Here is a 26,475-nt window from a genome sequence, read left to right on the forward strand (position 1 = left end):
GAAAATGTATAGAATTTATCTTAAACAAGAGGATATAAATGGATCGGACTTTTGTGGTATTAGTAGATGAAAAGGATTGTCCTGTTGGGACGATGGAGAAGTTAGCTGCACATCAACAAGGCCTGCTGCATAGAGCATTTTCTGTTTTTATTTTTAATGAGAAAAGGGAGTTGCTCTTGCAAAAGCGTGCTGCTACGAAATACCATGGTGGCGGTTTGTGGACCAATACGTGTTGTTCGCATCCGCAATGGGAAGAAGATGTCCAGGATAGTGCGGTTGAAAGGCTTGAATTTGAAATGGGCTTAAAGTGTTCTCTTGAATTATCGCATTCTTTCATCTATAAAATTAATGTCGAAAATAATTTAATTGAACATGAATACGATTATGTATTTATTGGGTATTCTTCCTCCGATCCTGTCGTTAATTTAGATGAAGTGGAAGATTTTAAATGGGTAACTTTAGCCAGTGTTTTAGAGGATGTTGCACAGAATCCAATAGATTACACGTATTGGTTTAAGGTTGCTTTACCAAAGGTAATTGATAATTTGAGAAAGAAATTAAATGAATCAATCGCTTTTGGTGTTTAAATTTTTAAACACCAAAAGCAGTATATTTTATTTATCCATTAATAAATTGACCAACTCTTTTAATTCTTCGACTTCTTGCTCCAGTTTGGTAATCCGGTTTTCAAATTCTTCAGTTGAAGGTGTAACGAGCGGTTGATTACTTTCCTGTTCGTTTTCAACATATTCGCCCAATAGCTGAACAAATCTAGCTTCTTTTTGTCCGGGTTTTTTAGGCAATTGCTTAACAAATGGCGTTTCATCGCTCGCTAATTTTTCTAGTTGCTGTGCAATCTCTTCGATGCTTTCGAATTCGTACAAACGAGCTGCGTTGCTGTTGATTTCGCCGGGTGTTAATGGACCGCGTAAAAGCAAGAGGCATACGATAGCCAATTCTGAAGGAAGTAGTGGATATACGATGGCCAAATTGTGTTTGTATTTTATTGTTCTACTGGAGCCACCAGTGGCAGTTGAAATTAGGCCTTTTATTTTGAGCTGATTCAGTGTTAATGTAACGGTTTCTTCATCGTAATTAACCACTGGATTTCGCGCACTTTTTTGGTTGCAAGCAACTGTTAGACTATGGAGAGTCATCGGGTAATAATCGGGTGTGGTTCGACTTTTTTCAATGAGCGCGCCTAAGACACGTTGTTCTTCGGTTGTTAAATTTGGTAAAGCGGCTGTTCCTTCCATGGTGGTGTTTTGGTTTAAGTTTTAGGCTGCAATTTATTTCTTTTCTTTTTCAATCGGAAAATAAACAATAAAGGAAGTATGTTCGTCGTCAACATGGTCAACATCACCTTTTTTAGGTGGTTCTATGGCCGCGGCAGCAAACAGTGCTATTGGATTTCCTTTTTTATCGGTATAAATGAATGGGCGCTCCAAGTTTTCAAGGGCTACTTTTTTTCCACTTTTGAAGTTTAATTCTTTTAGCGAGACTAAAGAATTTTTTGCTGGTTTCCAATGAATGGCGTCTTTTGATTCAATCATAAAAAGGCTTCCAAATTCTGGAGCGTATTTTAAGCTGGTTGAATAATATTTTGCCACTGCATAAAAGGATTTTAACTTTTTATCGTACCAAATGGTTGGGTCTTCGCTCGACATTTCAGGTTCATGAGCTACATTGGCAATGGTGCTGAACGTTCCATCGGGTGTATCCGATTTTGCAATCCAAAAAGTCATTTGTCCGCCCGGGATACGCGATTTATACATCATATAGTATTTTCCATCCGGTCCTTCACAAACGGTAGGATTGGTGGCTACCTCAAAGGTCTGTTTGTTGTCAATGGTCATGATGGGTTTTTCAGGGCGCGTATAATTCCCGTCTAACAGATCTTGGATGGTTTTAGCTTTCAGCACGCCAACGGATTGTGCGGCGTTGTATCGGAACCATTGTAACTTTTCTTTTGCTGGATTTGGATCGTTTTTGAATGCATAATCGGCGTTAAAACCTGTACTAACGTAATACAAATAGTAATAATCGCCAAATTTTCGAATGTTTGCATTGTGTTTGGTAAAACGATCCCAGTTGCCGGGTTTTCCTGCATGTGGTAACACCGTTTTTACATGGGTATATGGCCCTTCTATTTTATCGGATACAGCACAGGCTATTTCAGAATATTTTAACCAACCGCTGAAGCCATCAAAAATATAGTTTAAGGGATCGTCATCTAATGGACGACGCCCATGTGTCCAGCGTGAGTGAAACATATAGTATTTTCCGTCATCGCCCTGTATGACCGATGGGCACCAATTGTAATACCCCGGTGTTTGGTACAAGTTGATGCTATCGATTTTTTCGAGTGTTATTTTAAGGTCTTGCGCATAAGCCAAATGACTTATGAATACAGCAACGATAATAAGGGTTTTCTTGATCATACTTTGGTTTAATGATACTGTTTTGGGTTAAATAAACCGGATAGCAGCGAAAATACTTTTTAAATTTATTTGCGTTTTATTTTTAAGTAGATTTTGATTTAAAAAGATTGAAGCGAATAGCCGGACTGGTTTGGCCAAAGGCTATTCGCGTTCGTTTTCTATTTATTCCAATAATCTTTCATAATTTGTGTCATTACTGGTCGCTTAGAATCGTCATCACCAACCTCTGCTTTTAATTTTAATAATTCGGTTTTCATTTCAGTGATTATTTTCTTGTATTGAGGATCGTTATAGGCATTGTGCATTTCTTTCGGATCTTTTTTGATATCGTAAAATTCCCAATTTGGTGTAGTTGATTCATCTTTTCCACCCGTCATTTCGAGTAAACTGCCGTAATAAAAGATAAGTTTATATTGATTGTTGCGTATGCCGAAATGGCCGGGACGATCGGGTAAATGTTCCCAATAGCGGTAGTAAATGCTTTTGCGCCAGCTTTTGGGCGTTTTGCCTTGTAAGTTTTGACGGAAGCTGTCTCCTTGAACAAATGACGGTTTTTTGATGCCTGCATAATCTGCAAATAAGGCGGCAAAATCGACGTTTGATATTAAATCTTTTACGCGCGTGCCGCCTTTAATTTCTTTTGGATAACAAATGACAAAAGGCATGCGGGCAGATTCTTCGTACATCATGCGTTTATCGAAAAAGCCGTGTTCGCCCAGAAAATATCCTTGGTCGGAAGTATAAATTACCACCGTGTTGCTGGCCTGACCACTTTGTTCTAAATAATCTAAAATACGGCCGATGTTATCGTCTATTCCTGCTGCGCAGCGTAAATAATCTTTCACAAATTTTTGATAGATTTTTTTTCGCGCTTGAACGCTGTCTAATCCAGCAATGGTAAAAGGCATGCCTGGATAGTTAGTCCAGAAGGTGTTTGGGCTTTTTTGAAAGGCCTCCCAGCGTTTTTCAAGTTCTTCTACTTTTTGTCCTTTGAAGGTACGTCCATTTGCTTCTGGCCCAAAATCGAGAATGGAAGGTGGATAGGGAAGTTCGATATTGGCATATAGATTTTTGTACCTGTCGGGATAGTCAAATGGCTCGTGTGTGGCTTTGAAGTGTGTCATTAAGAAAAAGGGCTTGTTTTGATCACGGTTTTTAAGCCAATCGATAGAGAAATCGGTAACGATATCGGTATTGTATCCAGTAAAGGGTTCGCCTACGTTTTCAGGATCGTCTTTCCAGTTATCTTGGGTTTTGAATGTCGGGTTAAAATACAATCCTTGACCATTCATGACTTTGAAATAATCGAATCCTGCAGGTTGTTTTTTTAAGTGCCATTTGCCAAAAAGTGCGGTATTGTAACCTGCCTTTTGCAATTCTTTAGCAATGTTGGGTGCCGTAGGATCGAGTGCGTCTTGCAAGGTATATACCCCGTTTGTTTGGCTGTATTGTCCTGTAATGATGGTGGCGCGACTAGGGGTACAAATGGAGTTAGCGGCAAATGCATTTTCTAAAACGGCTCCGTTTTTGGCCATTCGTTGGATGTTTGCGGTATGGGCATAGTCTTTCAAAATTCCGCCATACACACTCCATGCTTGCGAGGTATGGTCATCGGCCATGATGAATAAAATATTTGGTTTTTTAGTGTTTTTAGCGGCTTTTTGAGCCATTAAAAATGTAGTACTACCGAGTAGACCAAAAATAAGGCTTATGGTTTTAAGTTTCATGTAGGGCTGGTGTTTATTGTTCATGTATATGTCCGCAATCGCGCACGTTTTTACCTTTGGTATTCGTTAAGTTATCGCCTAAATCGGCGCGGGCTTTATTGGCTAATTTTTGCAGGTCGGCTACAATTTCGGGATAATTATCTTTTTGATCATATCGTTCTCCTGGATCGCTTCTTAGGTTATAGAGCGCTAATTGCGTGGCATGTTGTTCATCGGTACTTCCTGGGAAACCATCTTTGCCTGGTGTAAAACCTTCGTAGGTTCGGCCGGTATGTGGTAAAACAAGCTTCCATTGTCCTTTTCGTACGCCTTCTAAGTTGTTTTTTCCGTAGTAATAATAAAATTCTGTTCGTGGTTCAGCCTCCTTTTGTGCTTGTAATAAAGGAAATATGTTAACGCCGTCAATGATGTTGTTGGATAGTTTTCCCCGGGTAATATGGGCAATGGTTGGCAATAAATCGAGTGTGGAAGCCATTTTGTTGCAGGTTGTTCCTGCGGGAATAACCTTTGGCCAACGCATAATGCAAGGAACTTTTTGTCCGCCATCCCAGCTGGTTCCTTTTCCTTCACGTAAGCCGCCCGTACTGCCGGCATGATTACCAAAAACAAGCCAAGGACCGTTGTCGCTGGTGAAAATCACTAAGGTGTTTTGGTCGAGCTTATTTTTTTTAAGGGAATTCATTATTTCGCCAACAGACCAATCAATTTCCATGATAACATCACCATAAAGTCCGGCTTTGCTCTTTCCTTTAAACTTGCTGGAAACGGCCAAAGGTACATGCGGCATGGAATGTGCAAAGTACAAAAAGAAAGGTTTCTTTTTGTTGCGTTCAATAAAGTTAAGGGCTTTTTCTGTATAAAGTGTGGTCAGTTCTGCCTGATCATCGAGCGTGTTGATGATTCGACGTGTTTGATTGCCTTCGATTAGCGGAAGTGGTGGGAATGAAATTCTCCAATTGTTCGTATCGGTAATGGGTTTTCCGGAAAAATCAACCGGCCACATATCATTGGAATAGGGTAGACCAAAATATTCATCAAAGCCATGTTGTAACGGAAGAAATTCTTTTTCATTACCTAAATGCCATTTGCCTACGATAGCGGTAGCATAATTTTGCTCTTTCAGAATTTCGGCGATGGTTTTTTCGGCAGGATTTAAGCCCTTTTTGATGTTGGGCATCATGGCTTCGTATAAAGAAATCCTGTTTGAATAACATCCGGTTAACAAAGAGGCTCTTGAGGCCGTACAAATGGCTTCGGCGGCATAAAAATCGGTAAAAGTCATGCCATCACTCGCTAATTTGTCTAAATTAGGGGTACTGAGTTGGGTAGCACCAAAACGCGCGATGTCTCCATAACCCATGTCATCACATAAAATGATGATAATATTTGGAGATTGAATAGATTTGGTATTTTTAATAGGTTCGCTTTTGAATCCAGAAGACAAAGCAAATACGATAATAGCTAGCACAGTGTGAATGGTGTTTGCTCGTTTGGTTTTCATAATAAGGATAAGTTAAAACGATTTATTGGATGTTTAAACAAAATATCGAATAAACAAATATAGAAAAGGGATTTGAAAAAATGGATTAAGTAATAAGTTTATCGTACAAGCTAAAGAGCTCGTATGTATGCGTTCGGAAGTGTTTTTAATGGAGGAGGACAGCCCACTTTTTTTATCGCGTTATTGGATGTGTACCCGTTAAATTACAAACGATAGACGATTTAAACGCGATGTAATTTTTAGATTTGATAAAATTTTGAACTATGATAGCTGCAAAAGGATACGCTGTACCTCACAGCACAGATAGGTTAGCACCTTGGGATTTTGAAAGAAGAAATGTAGGGCCAAAAGATGTATTGATTGATATTTTGTTTAGTGGTATATGCCATTCTGATATTCATCAGGTACGCAGCGAATGGGGTTCAGCGAGGTATCCGATGGTGCCTGGACATGAAATTGTGGGGCGTATTGCTGATGTGGGTTCGGAGGTTACCAAATTTAAAGTAGGCGATTTAGCAGGTATTGGCTGTATGGTTGATAGCTGCAAAGAGTGCCCGACGTGTAAAGGTGGTCAGGAAATGTTTTGTGAAAAAGGAGAGACTGTTTGGACCTATAACAGTATGGAGCGCGATAAGGTAACGCCAACATACGGTGGTTATTCGAATAAAATTGTTTGCACGGAAGAGTTTGTGGTTACTGTGTCGGATAAATTGCCTTTAAGTGGTGTTGCTCCTTTATTGTGTGCAGGTATTACCACTTATTCACCAATTAAACGTTGGGGAATTACCAAAGGCCATAAGGTTGGTGTTTTAGGTTTAGGTGGTTTGGGTCATATGGCAGTTAAATTTGCCGTTGCTTTCGGTGCTGAAGTTACGGTGTTGAGTACATCAGCTTCAAAAGAAGAAGATGCCAAGAAATTGGGCGCTCATAATTTTTGCTTAACTAAAGATGCTGAGGAGGTTAAGAAATACACCAAATATTTCGATTTTATTATTGATTCAGTTTCTGCTCCGCACGATTACGAGATGTATTTTAACATGCTTGCCGTTAATGGTGTGCAAATATGCGTGGGCTTACCGGCTGAACCGATCAAGTTTAGAGGTGGAGCTTTGATGCATGGCAATAGAAGCATGTCTGCATCGAGCATTGGTGGTATTGCTGAAACACAAGAAATGTTGGACTTTTGCGCGCAACATAACATTGTTTCCGATGTGGAAGTAATTGATATTAGCTATAGCAATGAAGCGTATGAGCGTGTACTAAATAGCGATGTAAAGTATCGTTTTGTGATCGATATGGCTACGATTTAAGTAGGAAAGAATCGAAAGATTTTTATAAAAGCCGTTCAACTTACTTTTTGTATGTTTTGAACGGCTTTTTTATTTTTTTTACTTTTTTATAATCGTCAGTAAATAAGTTTGTTGACTTTATTTTTGGTTTTTTTTGAGAGGCTTCGTAAGGTTTGTTTTGTAGTATTATTTTTACTTAAGTAAGGGTATTGTTTGTAGTTGTGTTTCCTGGGTTATTTTTCAATAATAATAATGGAAGTCTTGGGTTCTTTTTTTAGCTAATTCTTGTCGGTTGTTTTTTTGTGTTTTAGGCGTTTTTGTATACTCTGAATGACGGGAATGGGTATGGAGATGTCGTAGAATGCATGTGCTCTGGTTCACTTTTTTGGCGATTTAATTCACTTTTTTATGATTTATTGTGCAGTGCTGATTTTTTTCGTGTAAAAAATCACTTTTCTTGTGAAAGAATTTCTGATTATTTTGATGTTTTTATTGATAAGATTTTCAATTAGTTAGCTTTTTTGGGTGTGTAGTATTGCCTAGTGTTGTGTGTAGTTGTTGTTTTTGAAAAAAAGCGTTTCATCATAAAATTTAATTTAATATAGAAATGATGGGTATTTTTCTATTGTAAAACTAGAAATGAAAAGTATTCTTAAATAGAATGATTATCATTGCAGGTTGAATACACTTTAGTGAGAAATTTTTAACAATTAATGCGCTCTAAAATCGTCCCGAGATTTAAGCTTTTTATTGGATTAACGCTTTTATTACTCTTCGGCTTTTCGCAAGTAAAAGCCGAAGGTAGTAAAGATCTTTATCCTGCTGGTGCTTCTGGCAACAGGGCTTTTTTGTATACCAATACAAATGGCAATTTTCCGGATTCATGGCCTTTTAAAACAACGGGTACGCATTACGTTTACGCAAAAGCAGGTGAAATTATTGCCGTTGCATCTAGTGCTCAGGGCATGAATTCTGGAACAATCCGTTTAACTGCTCCAAACGGTTCTGTTTATACATCTGGAACAAGCACCACTACAGGACGAATTTCGACCAGAGCGCAAGAGCTTGCCGGGCCTAAAATGGGGGCTATTCCTACAGCGGGCTATACACCTTATACTCGGACGGTACTGGCTTCTGAAGCAGGCGTTTGGAAGATTGATTTTATTTGTCCGAGAGGAGTGAATGGTTTTAATGATGGTGCTGCGCACGCAGGACCAGACTTAAGTGCTAATTCGAATTGGACGCAAGGAGATGCAAATGTAACAAATAGCACTGGATCAACCTGTAATGGAGAACTAATTGCTGCTTGGGATATTTCAGTGTATTCAGGGGCTAGCTGGGTTGCAGGTCGTGTGTTTACGAATGTGTTAAACATGTACCTTGCCCCAACTTTTACTTCGTCCGCTGGATTTTACGCAACCAATTATGTTTTAACCAAAGATGGTAGAGCGTATCGTGTTAAAACCAATGGGAATAATGGCGTAGGTTTTACCTTTTTCTCTAATAATAACGGTTTTGCCATTAACAGCGTTCCTACCTATAAAAGTTTAAATTTTTCAGCGGCTTCGGCTATTACGTCCTATATTCATGATCCGCGCTCTTTAGATAATGCAACGAATGTAACACATAAAATATTTTACAACAAACCTGATCCGATTTTACCTGCCAGTACGCCCGGGTATATAACAGCTGCAAATCAAACTACCTGGTTAAAAAATACCGCTATTTTACCTGTAATGACAGGATTAACGGTTACGGGTGTTGAAGGAACGGTTGGAAGGGTTAGTCAGAAGGGAGCCTACATTACGTTTAATTCGAGTACGGGTGGAACGTATCAAATTACAATTCCTGTGCCAAGTGGTACTGATCGTGTTTTAACGGGGATTGCAACAACGGGCGCAAACAGTGTATTTTGGGATGCCAAGGATGGGAGTGGGAATTTTGTTCCTGCAGGTACCATTGTGAGTTATTTTAAAACGGTATTGCGTTCTGCGGAGGTTCATTTTCCATATATCGATATGGAGGTAAATCCCAATGGGATTATTATTGAATTAACGGATAATACGACTAGTTATAATCTTAATACCGGATCATTAGATCGTTCTGTGTATAGTGATATTGTGTATTGGAACGATTCAGATATTTCCGGAGCTGGAAATACTGCATCTGAAAGTTCAAATCCTGTTTCGAACACCACCACAGGTTTGTCGAGTAATTTGAATGGGCATAAATGGGGTAGGTACAATGGTTTAGGAAGCAATAGTTTTGGAAATAACAAGTCGATGGATACTTGGGCGTATATTCAGGGGAATGAAGAGTCGCAACCAATCGACATGGTTATCAAGGCCGCAGATTTAGAGGTGGTAAGTATTACACCGGATTTAAGTGATTATTTTGCGAATAATAAAATTACTTATACTATTCGGGTTAAAAATGACGGTCCTTCAGATATTGCAGGTGCCATTTTTAATTTTAAACTACCATCAAATTTATCCATTGTATCGGGTGCTGAAGGAAGTAAATCTGGCACTGCGAGTTCAGTGTTATTGTCGGGTGATACAGGTAATTTCACTGCATCGGTTGATTTAGCAAATCAAGCGTGGCTTGAGTTTAAGGTGATTGCTACGGTGACTTCAGGTGGAATTAATCAAGCATATTCAACAGAAGCGAGTATTTTACGTCCTAGCGATGTTACCGATCCAGATGCTACAGATCCTAATTCACTTACTCCGGTAGATCCGCATTTAGAGTGTAAAAATGGAGCAACAACCGAGGGGTGTAACAATATTAAATACAATACAGTAAATGCGCAAGAAGTTTGTGCTTCATCGGTAATTACACCGATTGTTTATACCTTAAATGGAGGAAGTACGTTACGTACAATTGCTGGCTTTCCTACAGGATTATCTAAAACCGGCGTTGTAAGCAATGCGGTTACAGTAACAGGTTCGATAGCGAACGCTGGTACTTATGAGTTTGTTTTAGCCACTCAAGGAAGTGATCGAATTATAACAAATGCAGCTATTTTAGTTAACTCTTTGCCTGTAATTACGCAAACTGTTCAGAATTTAACCACTTGCGAAGGAGAGTCATTTTCTTATGTTGTGAGTTCGAATGGAACAAACGATTCGTATCAATGGCAGTATGAAGAGGCTGGGGTTTGGAAAAATTTGGACGCAAATACTTTTGATGCATCTAATTTTACCACGAATACCATTACTTTTGATAACGTTCCAGTAGAATTAAATAATGTACGTCTTCGTGTTGTGGTAACGAATGCTAAGGGCTGTACATCGGTTTCAACTCCCGTAAGGTTAACTGTAAATCCACAGCCTACACAACCAACGATTTCACTACCTGGCAGCAATACTGCTTGCGATGGGACTTCGGTTGTGTTAACTTCAAGCGCATCTTCGGGTAATCAATGGTACAAAGATGGGGTGGCAATCTCGGGTGCAACTTCTGCGACTTATTCAGCAACAACATCAGGTAACTACTCAGTGCGTGTAACGAATACAAACGGCTGTTTGAGTCCGGTTTCGGCGAACCAAGCAGTTGTGATTAATCCACTGCCTGCGCAACCAACCATCAGTTTATCTGGCAGCAATACTGCTTGCGATGGAACAAGTGTTGTTTTAACGTCAAGTGCTGCAAGCGGCAACCAATGGTTTAAAGATGGGGTAGCGATATCAGGTGCAACAGGCACGACCTATTCAGCCACGACTTCAGGAAATTATTCGGTTCAAGTAACCAACACGAATGGCTGTTTGAGTGCGGTTTCAGCTTCACAAGCAGTTGTGATTAATCCATTGCCTGCCCAACCAACGATCAGTTTAGCGGGTAGCAACACTGCCTGCGATGGAACAAGTGTGGTTTTAAGCTCAAGTGCAGCAAGCGGCAATCAATGGTTTAAAGATGGGGTAGCTATTTCGGGAGCGACAAGCACTACTTATTCAGCGACTGTTTCAGGAAATTATAGCGTTCAAGTAACCAATACGAACGGCTGTTTAAGCGCGGTTTCGGCGAACCAAGCAGTTGTGATTAATCCATTGCCTACCCAACCAATCATCAGTTTAACGGGTAGCAACACGGCTTGCGAGGGTACTTCGGTTGTTTTAACGTCAAGTGCATCAAGCGGTAATCAATGGTTCAAAGATGGGGTAGCGATATCAGGTGCAACAGGCACAACCTATTCTGCTACGACTTCAGGAAATTATTCGGTTCAAGTAACCAACACGAATGGTTGTTTAAGTCCGGTTTCGGCAGATCAAGTGGTGGTGATTAATCCATTGCCGGTTCAACCGACTATCAGTTTAACAGGAAGTAATACTGCTTGCGAGGGTGCATCGGTGGTGTTGACTTCAAGTGCTGCAAGCGGCAACCAATGGTTTAAAGATGGGGTTGCTATTTCTGGTGCAACAGGAACGACCTACTCAGCGACTACCTCAGGAAATTACGCGGTGCAAGTAACCAATGCGAATGGCTGTTTGAGTGCGGTTTCGGCGAACCAAGAAATAATCATCAATGCCTTACCAGCTCAACCAACGATTTCATTAGCTGGTAGCAGCACGGCTTGCGATGGTGCCTCAGTTGTTTTAACGTCAAGTGCAGCAAGCGGCAACCAATGGTTTAAAGATGGGGTAGCTATTTCTGGCACAACTGGCACAACGTATTCAGCGACTACCTCAGGAAATTATTCGGTTCAAGTAACGAACACGAATGGTTGTTTAAGTCCGGTTTCGGCTTCACAAGCAGTTGTGATTAATCCATTGCCTGCGCAACCAACAATCAGTTTAACGGGTAGCAACACGGCCTGCGATGGGACTTCGGTTGTGTTAACTTCAAGCGCATCTTCGGGTAATCAATGGTACAAAGATGGTGTTGCTATTTCTGGTGCAACAGGTCAAACCTACTCAGCTACGACTTCAGGAAATTATTCGGTTCAAGTAACCAATACGAATGGTTGTTTAAGTGCGGTTTCGGCGAACCAAGAAATAATCATCAATGCTTTACCAGCCCAACCAACGATTTCATTAGCTGGAAGCAACACGGCCTGCGATGGAACAAGTGTGGTTTTAACTTCAAGCGCATCTTCGGGTAATCAATGGTACAAAGATGGGGTGGCTATTTCTGGTGCAACAGGCACGGCCTACTCAGCTACGACTTCAGGAAATTATTCGGTTCAAGTAACCAATGCGAATGGCTGTTTGAGTGCGGTTTCGGCTTCACAAGCAGTTGTGATTAATCCATTGCCGGTTCAACCGACAATTGCGGTTACAGGAAGCAATACAGCTTGCGAGGGTACTTCGGTGGTATTGACGTCAAGTGCAGCAAGCGGTAATCAATGGTTTAAAGATGGGGTAGCGATATCAGGTGCAACAGGAACGACCTATTCAGCCACGACTTCAGGAAATTACGCGGTACAGGTAACCAATACGAATGGCTGTTTGAGTCCGGTTTCGGCGAATCAAGAAGTTGTGATTAATCCATTGCCAGTTCAACCGAGCATTACTTTATCGGGTTCAAATACGGCTTGCGATGGGACTTCGGTTGTTTTAACGTCAAGCGCTGCAACTGGTAACCAATGGTATAAAGATGGGGTGGCAATCTCGGGTGCAACTTCTGCGACTTATTCAGCAACGACCTCAGGTAACTACTCAGTGCGTTTAACGAATACAAACGGTTGTTTAAGTCCGGTTTCAGCGGATCAAGCGGTGGTGATTAATCCATTGCCAGTTCAACCGAGCATTACTTTATTGGGTTCAAATACTGCTTGCGAGGGTACTTCTGTGGTGTTAACTTCAAGCGCATCTAGCGGTAATCAATGGTTTAAAGATGGTGTTGCTATTTCAGGTGCAACAGGCACGACCTATTCAGCCACGACTTCAGGAAATTACGCGGTTCAAGTAACCAACACGAATGGCTGTTTAAGTCCGGTTTCAGCGGATCAAGGGGTGGTGATTAATCCATTGCCAGTTCAACCGAGCATTACTTTATCGGGTTCAAATACGGCTTGCGATGGGACTTCGGTTGTTTTAACGTCAAGTGCATCAAGCGGTAATCAATGGTTTAAAGATGGTGTTGCTATTTCAGGTGCAACAGGCACGACCTACTCAGCGACTACCTCAGGAAATTATTCGGTACAAGTAAGCAATACGAACGGTTGTTTAAGTCCGGTTTCGGCGAACCAAGAAATAATCATCAATGCTTTACCAGCCCAACCAACGATTTTATTAGCTGGCAGCAATACGGCTTGCGATGGAACAAGTGTTGTTTTAACCTCAAGTGCTAGCATTGGCAACCAATGGTTCAAAGATGGGGTAGCGATATCAGGTGCAACAGGCACGACCTATTCAGCCACGACTTCAGGAAATTATTCGGTTCAAGTAACCAACACGAATGGCTGTTTAAGTCCGGTTTCGGCGAACCAAGAAGTTGTGATTAATCCATTGCCTGCGCAACCAACGATTTCACTAGCTGGTAGCAACACAGCTTGCGATGGTACCTCAGTTGTTTTAACGTCAAGTGCAACAAGCGGCAATCAATGGTTTAAAGATGGGGTAGCGATATCAGGTGCAACAGGAACGACCTATTCCGCCACGACTTCAGGAAATTATTCGGTTCAAGTAACCAATGCGAATGGCTGTTTGAGTCCGGTTTCAGCTTCGCAAGAAATTGTGATTAACCCATTGCCTGCGCTACCAACAATTTCATTAGCTGGTAGCAACACAGCTTGCGATGGTACCTCAGTTGTTTTAACGTCAAGCGCTGCAACTGGTAACCAATGGTTCAAAGATGGGGTAGCAATATCAGGTGCAACAGGCACAACCTATTCTGCTACGACTTCAGGAAATTACGCGGTTCAAGTAACCAATGCGAATGGCTGTTTGAGTGCGGTTTCGGCGGATCAAGCGGTGGTGATTAATCCATTACCTGCCCAACCAACTATTTCACTAGCAGGTAGCAACACGGCTTGCGATGGCACCTCTGTTGTTTTAACGTCAAGCGCGGCAAGCGGTAATCAATGGTTTAAAGATGGGGTTGCTATTTCAGGTGCAACTGGTCAAACCTACTCAGCCACGACTTCAGGAAATTATTCGGTTCAAGTAACCAACACAAATGGTTGTTTAAGTGCGGTTTCAGCGGATCAAGCGGTGGTGATTAATCCATTGCCGGTTCAACCGACAATTGCGGTTACAGGAAGCAATACGGCTTGCGAGGGTGCATCGGTGGTGTTGACTTCAAGCGCATCATCGGGTAATCAATGGTACAAAGATGGGGTAGCTATTTCGGGTGCGACTTCTGCGACTTATTCAGCAACGACCTCAGGTAATTATTCGGTTCAAGTAATCAATGCGAATGGCTGTTTGAGTGCGGTTTCGGCGGATCAAGCGGTGGTGATTAATCCATTACCAGCCCAACCAACGATTTCACTAGCCGGAAGCAATACTGCTTGCGAGGGTACTTCGGTGGTGTTAACGTCAAGCGCGACCTCGGGTAACCAATGGTACAAAGATGGGGTAGCAATCATGGGTGCAACTTCTGCGACCTATTCAGCAACGACATCAGGTAATTATTCGGTTCAAGTAACGAATACAAACGGCTGTTTAAGTCCGGTTTCGGCAGATCAAGCGGTGGTGATTAATCCATTGCCGGTTCAACCGACTATCAGTTTAACAGGAAGCAATACTGCTTGCGAGGGTGCATCGGTGGTGTTGACTTCAAGCGCATCTAGCGGTAACCAATGGTTCAAAGAGGGGGTAGCTATTTCTGGTGCAACAGGCACGACCTACTCAGCAACGACCTCAGGTAATTATTCGGTTCAAGTAACCAATACGAATGGCTGTTTAAGTCCGGTTTCGGCTTCACAAGCAGTTGTGATTAATCCATTGCCGGTTCAACCAACAATTGCGGTTACAGGAAGCAATACTGCTTGCGAGGGTGCATCGGTAGTTTTAACTTCAAGCGCTAGCATTGGCAACCAATGGTTCAAAGATGGGGTAGCGATATCAGGTGCAACAGGCACGACGTATTCCGCTACGACTTCAGGTAATTATTCGGTTCAAGTAACCAACACGAATGGTTGTTTAAGTGCGGTTTCAGCGGATCAAGCGGTGGTGATTAATCCATTACCAGCCCAACCAACGATTTCACTAGCCGGAAGCAATACGGCTTGTGATGGCATTTCGGTTGTTTTAACGTCAAGTGCAACAAGCGGCAACCAATGGTTCAAAGATGGGGTAGCAATATCAGGTGCAACAGGCACAACGTATTCAGCTACGACTTCAGGAAATTACGCGGTTCAAGTAACCAATGCGAATGGCTGTTTGAGTGCGGTTTCGGCTTCACAAGCAGTTGTGATTAATCCATTGCCGGTTCAACCGACAATTGCGGTTACAGGAAGCAATACAGCTTGCGAGGGTACTTCGGTGGTATTGATGTCAAGTGCAGCAAGCGGTAATCAATGGTTTAAAGATGGGGTGGCAATCTCGGGCGCGACTTCTGCGACCTATTCAGCAACGGCATCAGGTAACTACTCAGTGCGTGTAACGAATACAAACGGCTGTTTAAGTCCGGTTTCGGCAGATCAAGCGGTGGTGATTAATCCATTGCCGGCTCAACCGACAATTACGGTTACAGGAAGCAATACGGCTTGCGAGGGTACTTCGGTGGTGTTAACTTCAAGCGCATCGAGCGGTAATCAATGGTTCAAAGATGGGGTTGCTATTTCAGGTGCAACAGGTCAATCCTACTCAGCTACGATTTCAGGAAATTATTCGGTACAGGTAACCAATGCGAATGGCTGTTTGAGTGCGGTTTCAGCTTCACAAGCAGTTGTGATTAATCCATTGCCTGTGCAACCAACGATTTCACTAGCGGGTAGCAACACAGCTTGCGATGGCACCTCAGTTGTTTTAACTTCAAGCGCTGCAACTGGTAACCAATGGTTTAAAGATGGGGTAGCTATTTCAGGTGCAACAGGCACAACCTATTCTGCTAGGACTTCAGGTAATTATTCGGTTCAAGTAACGAACACGAACGGTTGTTTGAGTCTGGTTTCAGTGGATCGAGCGGTGGTGATTAACCCGCTTCCGGTTCAACCGACTATCAGTTTAACAGGAAGCAATACTGCTTGCGAGGGTACTTCTGTGGTGTTAACTTCAAGTGCAGCAAGCGGTAACCAATGGTATAAAGACGGGGTGGCGATTTCGGGCGCGACTTCTGCGACTTATTCAGCAACGACCTCAGGTAATTATTCGGTTCAAGTGACCAATGCGAATGGCTGTTTAAGTCCGGTTTCGGCTTCACAAGAAGTTGTGATTAATCCATTGCCAGCGCAACCGGGCATTACTTTATCGGGTTCAAATACAGCCTGCGATGGCACCTCAGTTGTTTTAACGTCAAGCGCGGCAAGCGGTAATCAATGGTTCAAAGATGGGGTAGCAATCATGGGTGCAACTTCTGCGACCTACTCAGCTACGACTTCAGGAAATTATTCAGTGCAAGTAACGAACACGAACGGCTGTTTGAGTGCGGTTTCGGCTTCACAAGAAGTTGTGATTAATCCGTTACCTGCGCAACCAACAATCAGTTTAACGGGCAGCAATACCGCTTGCGATGGCACTTCGGTTGTTTTAACTTCAAGTGCAGCAAGCGGTAATCAATGGTTCAAAGATGGCGTTGCTATTTCTGGTGCAACAGGTACTACTTATTCAGCAACTGTTTCAGGAAATTATTCGGTTCAAGTAACCAATACGAATGGCTGTTTAAGTCCGGTTTCGGCGAACCAAGAAGTTGTGATTAATCCATTGCCTGCGCAACCAACGATTTCACTAGCTGGTAGCAACACGGCTTGTGATGGTACCTCAGTTGTTTTAACGTCAAGTGCAGCAAGCGGCAACCAATGGTTCAAAGATGGGATAGCGATATCAGGTGCAATAGGCACGACCTATTCAGCCACGACTTCAGGAAATTACGCGGTGCAAGTAACCAATGCGAATGGCTGTTTGAGTGCGGTTTCGGCGAACCAAGAAATAATCATCAATGCCTTACCAGCTCAACCAACGATTTCATTAGCTGGTAGCAACACGGCTTGCGATGGTGCCTCAGTTGTTTTAACGTCAAGTGCAGCAAGCGGCAACCAATGGTTCAAAGATGGGATAGCGATATCAGGTTCAATAGGCACGACCTATTCAGCCACGACTTCAGGAAATTACGCGGTGCAAGTAACCAATGTGAATGGCTGTTTGAGTGCGGTTTCGGCTTCACAAGCGGTTGTGATTAATCCATTGCCAGTTCAACCGAGCATTACTTTATCGGGTTCAAATACAGCTTGCGATGGTACCTCAGTTGTTTTAACGTCAAGTGCAACAAGCGGCAATCAATGGTTTAAAGATGGGGTAGCGATATCAGGTGCAACAGGCACGACCTACTCAGTTACGACTTCAGGAAATTATTCGGTTCAAGTAACCAATACGAATGGCTGTTTAAGTCCGGTTTCGGCGAATCAAGAAATAATCATCAATGCCTTACCAGCCCAACCAACAATCAGTTTAACGGGTAGCAACACGGCTTGCGATGGGACTTCGGTTGTTTTAACGTCAAGCGCATCTAGCGGTAATCAATGGTTCAAAGATGGGGTTGCTATTTCAGGTGCAACTGGTCAAACCTATTCAGCAAGTACCTCAGGAAATTATTCGGTTCAAGTAACCAATGCGAACGGTTGTTTAAGTCCGGTTTCAGCGGATCAAGCGGTTGTGATTAATCCATTGCCAGTACAACCAACAATTACTTTAACAGGTAGCAACACGGCCTGCGATGGCACCTCAGTTGTCTTAACGTCAAGCACAGCTTCGGGTAATCAATGGTTCAAAGATGGGGTAGCGATATCAGGTGCAACAGGTCAAACCTATTCAGCAACGACATCAGGTAATTATTCGGTACAAGTAACCAATGCGAATGGCTGTTTAAGTGCGGTTTCGGCGAACCAAGCAGTTGTGATTAATCCATTGCCAGTACAACCAACGATCAGTTTATTTGGTAGCAACACGGCCTGCGATGGCACCTCAGTTGTCTTAACGTCAAGCACAGCTTCGGGTAATCAATGGTTCAAAGATTGGGTAGCGATATCAGGTGCAACAGGTCAAACCTATTCAGCAACGACATCAGGTAATTATTCGGTACAAGTAACCAATGCGAATGGCTGTTTAAGTGCGGTTTCGGCGAACCAAGCAGTTGTGATTAATCCATTGCCAGTACAACCAACGATCAGTTTATCTGGCAGCAATACTGCTTGCGATGGAACAAGTGTTGTTTTAACCTCAAGTGCTGTAAGCGGCAACCAATGGTTCAAAGATGGGGTAGCGATTTCTGGAGCGACAAGCACTACTTATTCAGCGACTGTTTCAGGAAATTATAGCGTTCAAGTAACGAACACGAATGGTTGTTTAAGTGCGGTTTCGGCTTCACAAGCAGTTGTGATTAAGCCATTGCCTGCGCAACCAACGATTTCACTAGCTGGAAGCAACACGGCCTGCGATGGTACCTCAGTTGTTTTAACTTCAAGTGCTAGCATTGGCAACCAATGGTTCAAAGATGGGGTTGCTATTTCAGGTGCAACTGGTCAAACCTACTCAGCCACGACTTCAGGAAATTATTCGGTTCAAGTAACCAACACAAATGGTTGTTTAAGTGCGGTTTCAGCGGATCAAGCGGTGGTGATTAATCCATTGCCGGTTCAACCGACAATTGCGGTTACAGGTAGCAATACGGCTTGCGAGGGTGCATCGGTGGTGTTGACTTCAAGCGCATCATCGGGTAATCAATGGTACAAAGATGGGGTAGCTATTTCGGGTGCGACTTCTGCGACTTATTCAGCAACGACCTCAGGTAATTATTCGGTTCAAGTAACGAACACGAATGGTTGTTTAAGTGCGGTTTCGGCTTCACAAGAAGTTGTGATTAATCCATTGCCTGCCCAACCAACCATCAGTTTATCTGGTAGCAATACTGCTTGCGATGGTACCTCAGTTGTTTTAACGTCAAGTGCTGCAAGCGGTAACCAATGGTTTAAAGATGGGGTAGCGATATCAGGTGCAACAGGAACGACCTACTCAGCGACTACCTCAGGAAATTATTCGGTTCAAGTAACCAATACGAATGGCTGTTTAAGTGCGGTTTCGGCGAGTCAAGAAATAATCATCAATGCCTTACCAGCCCAACCGACAATTGCGGTTACAGGAAGCAATACAGCTTGCGAGGGTACTTCGGTGGTATTGACGTCAAGTGCAGCAAGCGGTAATCAATGGTTCAAAGATGGGGTTGCTATTTCAGGTGCAACTGGTCAAACCTACTCAGCCACGACTTCAGGAAATTATTCGGTACAAGTAACCAATACGAACGGCTGTTTGAGTGCGGTTTCGGCTTCACAAGCAGTTGTGATTAATCCATTGCCTGCCCAACCGACAATTGCGGTTACAGGAAGCAATACAGCTTGCGAGGGTACTTCGGTGGTATTGACGTCAAGTGCAGCAAGCGGTAACCAATGGTATAAAGACGGGGTAGCGATTTCGGGAGCAACTTCTGCGACTTATTCAGCAACGACATCAGGTAACTACTCAGTGCGTGTAACGAATACAAACGGCTGTTTGAGTCCGGTTTCAGCGGATCAAGCGGTGGTGATTAATCCGCTTCCGGTTCAACCGAGCATTACTTTATCGGGTTCGAATACAGCTTGCGAGGGTGCATCGGTGGTGTTGACTTCAAGCGCATCTAGCGGTAACCAATGGTACAAAGATGGGGTTGCTATTTCAGGTGCAACAGGTCAAACCTACTCAGCCACTGTTTCGGGAAATTATTCGGTTCAAGTAACGAACACGAACGGTTGTTTGAGTCTGGTTTCAGTGGATCAAGCGGTGGTGATTAACCCGCTTCCGGTTCAACCGACTATCAGTTTAACAGGAAGCAATACCGCTTGCGATGGCACTTCGGTTGTTTTAACTTCAAGTGCAGCAAGCGGTAATCAATGGTTCAAAGATGGCGTTGCTATTTCTGGTGCCACAGGTACAACGTACTCTGCTACGACTTCAGGAAATTATTCGGTTCAAGTAACCAATACGAATGGCTGTTTAAGTCCGGTTTCGGCGAATCAAGAAATAATCATCAATGGCTTACCAGCCCAACCAACAATCAGTTTAACGGGTAGCAACACGGCTTGCGATGGCACCTCAGTTGTGTTAACGTCAAGCGCTGCAAGCGGTAATCAGTGGTTCAAAGATGGGGTTACTATTTCAGGTGCAACTGGCACGACCTATTCAGCCACGACTTCAGGAAATTACGCGGTACAAGTAACCAACACGAATGGCTGTTTAAGTCCGGTTTCGGCGAACCAAGCAGTTGTGATTAATCCATTGCCAGTACAACCAACGATCAGTTTATCTGGCAGCAATACTGCTTGCGATGGTACATCCGTTGTTTTAACGTCAAGTGCTGCAGGCGGTAATCAGTGGTTTAAAGATGGGGTAGCGATATCAGGTGCAACTGGTCAAACCTATTCAGCAAGTACCTCAGGAAATTATTCGGTACAAGTAAGCAATACGAACGGTTGTTTAAGTCCGGTTTCGGGGTACCAAGCAGTTGTGATTAATCCACTGCCTGCGCAACCAACGATTTCACTAGCTGGTAGCAACACAGCTTGCGATGGTACTTCGGTGGTATTGACGTCAAGTGCATCAAGCGGTAATCAATGGTTCAAAGATGGGGTTGCTATTTCAGGTGCAACAGGTCAAACCTACTCAGCCACTGTTTCGGGAAATTATTCGGTTCAAGTAACGAACACGAATGGTTGTTTAAGTCCGGTTTCGGCTTCACAAGCAGTTGTGATTAATCCATTGCCTGCGCAACCAACAATCAGTTTAACGGGTAGCAACACGGCCTGCGATGGGACTTCGGTAGTTTTAACGTCAAGCGCATCTAGCGGTAATCAATGGTTCAAAGACGGGGTAGCGATATCGGGTGCAACAGGAACGACCTACTCAGCCACGACTTCAGGAAATTATTCGGTTCAAGTAACCAATACGAATGGTTGTTTAAGTCCGGTTTCAGCGGATCAAGCGGTGGTGATTAATCCATTGCCAGTTCAACCGAGCATTACTTTATCGGGTTCAAATACGGCTTGCGATGGGACTTCGGTTGTTTTAACGTCAAGCGCTGCAACTGGTAACCAATGGTATAAAGATGGGGTGGCAATCTCTGGTGCAACAGGAACGACCTACTCAGCCACGACTTCAGGAAATTATTCGGTTCAAGTAACCAATACGAACGGCTGTTTAAGTGCGGTTTCGGCGAACCAAGCAGTTGTGATTAATCCATTGCCGGCTCAACCGACAATTACGGTTACAGGAAGCAATACGGCTTGTGAGGGTACATCGGTGGTGTTAACGTCAAGTACAGCAAGCGGTAATCAATGGTTCAAAGATGGGGTAGCGATATCAGGTGCAACAGGAACGACATACTCCGCTACGACTTCAGGAAATTATTCGGTTCAAGTAACCAACACGAATGGCTGTTTGAGTTTAGTTTCGGCGAATCAAGCGGTGGTGATTAATCCATTGCCGGTTCAACCAACAATTGCGGTTACAGGAAGCAATACTGCTTGCGAGGGTACTTCGGTTGTTTTAACCTCAAGTGCAGCAAGCGGTAATCAGTGGTTCAAAGATGGGGTTGCTATTTCTGGTGCAACAGGTCAAACCTACTCAGCTACGACTTCAGGTAATTATTCGGTTCAAGTAACCAATACGAACGGTTGTTTAAGTGCGGTTTCGGCGAACCAAGAAATAATCATCAATGCTTTACCAGCGCAACCAACGATCAGTTTAACGGGCAGCAACACGGCTTGCGATGGCACCTCGGTTGTTTTAACGTCAAGCACAGCTTCGGGTAATCAATGGTACAAAGATGGGGTAGCGATATCAGGTGCAACAGGAACGACATACTCCGCTACGACTTCAGGAAATTATTCGGTTCAAGTAACCAACACGAATGGCTGTTTAAGTGCGGTTTCGGCAAACCAAGAAATAATCATCAATGCCTTACCAGCCCAACCAACGATCAGTTTAACGGGCAGCAACACTACTTGCGATGGCAATTCAATTGTATTGACTTCAAGCGCATCTTCGGGTAATCAATGGTACAAAGATGGGGTAGCGATTTCTGGAGCGACAAGCACTACTTATTCAGCGACTGTTTCAGGAAATTATAGCGTTCAAGTAACGAACACGAATGGTTGTTTAAGTCCGGTTTCAGCGGATCAAGCTGTGGTGATTAATCCATTGCCGGTTCAACCAACGATCAGTTTATCGGGTTCGAATACAGCTTGCGAGGGTGCATCGGTGGTGTTGACTTCAAGCGCATCTAGCGGTAACCAATGGTATAAAGACGGGGTAGCGATTTCGGGAGCAACTTCTGCGACTTATTCAGCAACGACATCAGGTAACTACTCAGTGCGTGTAACGAATACAAACGGCTGTTTGAGTCCGGTTTCAGCGGATCAAGCGGTGGTGATTAATCCGCTTCCGGTTCAACCGACTATCAGTTTAACAGGAAGCAATACTGCTTGCGATGGTACTTCTGTGGTGTTAACTTCAAGCGCATCTAGCGGTAACCAATGGTATAAAGACGGGGTAGCGATTTCGGGAGCAACTTCTGCGACTTATTCAGCAACGACATCAGGTAACTACTCAGTGCGTGTAACGAACACGAACGGTTGTTTAAGTGCGGTTTCGGCGGATCAAGCGGTGGTGATTAATTCATTGCCGGTTCAACCGACTATCAGTTTAACAGGAAGCAATACTGCTTGCGAGGGTGCATCGGTGGTGTTGACTTCAAGTACATCTAGCGGTAATCAATGGTACAAAGATGGGGTAGCAATCATGGGTGCAACTTCTGCGACCTATTCAGCAACGACATCAGGTAATTATTCGGTTCAAGTAACCAACACAAATGGTTGTTTAAGTGCGGTTTCAGCGGATCAAGCGGTGGTGATTAATCCATTACCAGCCCAACCAACGATTTCACTAGCCGGAGGCAATACTGCTTGCGAGGGTACTTCGGTGGTGTTAACGTCAAGCGCTGCAACTGGTAACCAATGGTATAAAGATGGGGTGGCAATCTCGGGTGCAACTTCTGCGACTTATTCAGCAACGACCTCAGGTAACTACTCAGTGCGTTTAACGAATACAAACGGTTGTTTAAGTCCGGTTTCAGCGGATCAAGCGGTGGTGATTAATCCATTGCCTTCGCAACCAACGATCAGTTTAACGGGTTCAAATACAGCTTGCGAGGGTACATCGGTGGTGTTAACGTCAAGCGCATCTTCGGGTAATCAATGGTACAAAGATGGGGTGGCTATTTCTGGTGCAACAGGCACGGCCTACTCAGCTACGACTTCAGGAAATTATTCGGTTCAAGTAACCAATGCGAATGGCTGTTTGAGTGCGGTTTCGGCGGATCAAGCGGTGGTGATTAATCCATTACCAGCCCAACCAACGATTTCACTAGCCGGAGGCAATACTGCTTGCGATGGAACAAGTGTGGTTTTAAGCTCAAGCGCATCTAGCGGCAACCAATGGTTTAAAGATGGGGTAGCTATTTCTGGCGCAACTGGCACAACGTATTCAGCGACTACCTCAGGAAATTATTCGGTTCAAGTAACCAACACGAATGGTTGTTTAAGTCCGGTTTCGGTAGATCAAGCGGTTGTGATTAATCCATTGCCTGCTCAACCGACAATTACGGTTAAAGGAAGCAATACGGCTTGCGAGGGTACTTCGGTGGTGTTGACTTCAAGCGCGACCTCGGGTCACCAATGGTACAAAGATGGGGTAGCAATCATGGGTGCAACTTCTGCGACCTATTCAGCAACGACATCAGGTAATTATTCGGTTCAAGTAACGAATACAAACGGCTGTTTAAGTCCGGTTTCGGCAGATCAAGCGGTGGTGATTAATCCATTGCCGGTTCAACCGACTATCAGTTTAACAGGAAGCAATACTGCTTGCGAGGGTGCATCGGTGGTGTTGACTTCAAGTGCTGCAAGCGGCAACCAATGGTTTAAAGATGGGGTTGCTATTTCAGGTGCAACTGGTCAAACCTACTCAGCGACTACCTCAGGAAATTATTCGGTTCAAGTAACGAACACGAATGGTTGTTTAAGTCCAGTATCGGCGGATCAAGCGGTGGTGATTAACCTGCTTCCGGTTCAACCGACAATCGCGGTTACAGGAAGCAATACAGCTTGCGAGGGTACTTCGGTGGTGTTGACTTCAAGCGCATCGAGCGGTAACCAATGGTACAAAGATGGAGTAGCAATCTCGGGAGCAACTTCTGCGACTTATTCAGCAACGACATCAGGTAACTACTCAGTGCGTGTAACGAATACAAACGGCTGTTTGAGTCCGGTTTCAGCGGATCAAGCTGTGGTGATTAATCCATTGCCGGTTCAACCAACGATCAGTTTATCGGGTTCGAATACAGCTTGCGATGGAACAAGTGTGGTTTTAACGTCAAGTGCTAGCATTGGCAACCAATGGTTTAAAGATGGGGTAGCGATATCAGGTGCAACTTCTGCGACTTATTCAGCAACGACATCAGGTAACTACTCAGTGCGTGTAACGAACACGAATGGTTGTTTGAGTCCGGTTTCGGCTTCACAAGCAGTTGTGATTAATCCACTGCCTGCGCAACCAACAATCAGTTTAACGGGCAGCAATACCGCCTGTGATGGCACCTCCGTTGTTTTAACGTCAAGTGCAGCAAGCGGTAACCAATGGTACAAAGATGGGGTAGCTATTTCTGGCGCAACAGGTCAAACCTACTCAGCTACGACTTCAGGAAATTATTCAGTGCAAGTAACCAACACGAATGGTTGTTTAAGTCTGGTTTCGGCGAATCAAGCAATAATTATCAATCCACTACCAAATGGCTTTGATGATGTCGTTACCAGTATTACCTGTAATCAATATTCGCTTGTTTATGATTTGCAACAAAACGTGAATAATAAAGCCAAGGGTGGAAACGCCATTCCATCAAACTTTGTTTGGGTAGCAAATAACAATGCTTTTGGCGCAAGTAACGGCTCTGGAAAAGTTATTCAGACAGAACTACTGAATACCACTTCAATCGAACAAATCATTGAATATACCGTTACCCCAATGGCCACGGCTACAGGCTGTCAAGGTAAACCATTTAAAGTTAAAGTAATCCTTCCAGTTTGTTCCGATATTGTAATCACTAAAGTGGCAGATGTTTCATCGGTTGCCAAAATCAACGATAAAATTAATTATACGATTACCGTTGCCAATACAGGTTCAGCCAATCAACACAACATTTTGGTAAGTGATCCTATGTTGGGTGGAAACATGAAATTGGCTAGTGGCGATAACGGAAACGGAATTTTAGAATACAAAGAAGTTTGGATATACAAAGGTCAGTATACCATTACGCAGAACGATTTAAACAATAAAGGATTACCGGTAATTGGTTCGGGTAAAATTGTGAACACAGCATCTGTTATCAGCACGGAATTACCGCTTGCAAAAACAGCTACTGCCACGGTTGATATTGCCTATAATCCAAAACTTTCACTCATTAAAGTTGGCTCTTTCAACAAAAATTCAAATACCATTTCATACATGTTTAAAATCACAAACATGGGAAATACTACGCTGAAAGATTTTAGCTTAAAAGACGATAAATTAGGATTTCCATTGGTTTTAAAGCCAATAACCTTATTGCCAGGAGAACACTTTATTTTTTCAGCGGAGTACCAAGTTACCCGTGCAGATATAGAAGCGGGTTATGCCACCAACACAGCTACGGCAACCGCCAGTACATTATTGGGCGATAAAACAAGTGATGTTTCAGGCTGGACGGAATACGACGACCGGGTGACCGAAACGGAAATTATTAAATATCCGGTAGCGATAGACGATTTTGCAAAAACGCGTTTAAACGTCGAAGTTGTCATTCCAATTATTCAGAACGATAAGGCTGCGCTGTTCCCGTTAAATAATGCAAGTGTTGAAGTAAAAAGTCAGCCAAGCCATGGTCGTTTAATTATCGGTCAAGACGGAAAGGTAATTTACGTACCCAATATAGGTTATACCGGAACAGACCGTTTTACCTATGTCGTAGAAGATGTTAAATCGCTTAAAACAAATGTTGCCAATGTGTTAATTGTAATTGACCCACCAGAGCTCGAAATTAAGAACACTTTTACGCCAAACGGCGATGGTAAAAACGATACATTCCAAATTAAAGACCTGGAAATGTACGATGCTGTGGATGTTGCCATTTACAATCGCTGGGGCGATGAAGTGTACCGCAATCCAAACTACAAAGGAGAATGGACGGGTGATAATTTAAACGAAGGAACTTATTTCTATGTGATCACGGCAAAAAAAGGCGATTTAGTAAGAAAGTATAAGAGTTGGTTGCTTTTAAAGCGATAATTGAAGCGA

At 43.2% G+C, this 26,475-nt stretch carries 7 protein-coding genes; 3 read left to right on the top strand and 4 right to left on the bottom strand.

Translation table 11 applies throughout. From position 1 onward, the window contains the following. Window positions 1-38: 38 nt before the first annotated feature. Complete coding sequence (gene idi, locus ACJVDK_RS03400; RefSeq protein WP_443938886.1) at window positions 39-587, top strand: isopentenyl-diphosphate Delta-isomerase; 549 nt, start codon at window positions 39-41, stop codon at window positions 585-587. A gap of 27 nt (window positions 588-614) precedes the next feature. On the opposite strand, the gene ACJVDK_RS03405 is transcribed toward idi, so the two are convergent. The 4 genes from ACJVDK_RS03405 to ACJVDK_RS03420 form a co-directional block, all read right to left on the bottom strand. After that, window positions 615-1,256 (bottom strand): YceH family protein, encoded by a 642-nt coding sequence (locus ACJVDK_RS03405; RefSeq protein WP_443938887.1) that lies wholly within the window; start codon window positions 1,254-1,256, stop codon window positions 615-617. Between the two features lie 33 nt (window positions 1,257-1,289). Continuing rightward, entirely contained in the window at window positions 1,290-2,441 is a 1,152-nt protein-coding gene (locus ACJVDK_RS03410) for a glycoside hydrolase family protein (protein WP_443938888.1), read from the bottom strand. Window positions 2,442-2,599: 158 nt separating this feature from the next. After that, a complete protein-coding gene (locus ACJVDK_RS03415) occupies window positions 2,600-4,168 on the bottom strand; it encodes a sulfatase family protein (protein ID WP_443938889.1) in 1,569 nt (522 codons plus the stop codon). A gap of 13 nt (window positions 4,169-4,181) precedes the next feature. Further along, window positions 4,182-5,669 (bottom strand): sulfatase family protein, encoded by a 1,488-nt coding sequence (locus ACJVDK_RS03420; RefSeq protein WP_443938890.1) that lies wholly within the window; start codon window positions 5,667-5,669, stop codon window positions 4,182-4,184. Between the two features lie 263 nt (window positions 5,670-5,932). Between ACJVDK_RS03420 and ACJVDK_RS03425 the strand changes: the two genes are divergently transcribed. Beyond that, window positions 5,933-6,979, top strand: coding sequence for an NAD(P)-dependent alcohol dehydrogenase (locus ACJVDK_RS03425; RefSeq protein WP_443938891.1), 1,047 nt, complete (start codon window positions 5,933-5,935; stop codon window positions 6,977-6,979). A gap of 692 nt (window positions 6,980-7,671) precedes the next feature. Next, entirely contained in the window at window positions 7,672-26,466 is an 18,795-nt protein-coding gene (locus ACJVDK_RS03430; protein WP_443938892.1) for a DUF7507 domain-containing protein, read from the top strand. Window positions 26,467-26,475: the final 9 nt, after the last annotated feature.

Origin of the sequence: Pedobacter paludisoli, assembly GCF_052344095.1 — a bacterium.
Taxonomy (GTDB): Bacteria; Bacteroidota; Bacteroidia; order Sphingobacteriales; family Sphingobacteriaceae; genus Pedobacter.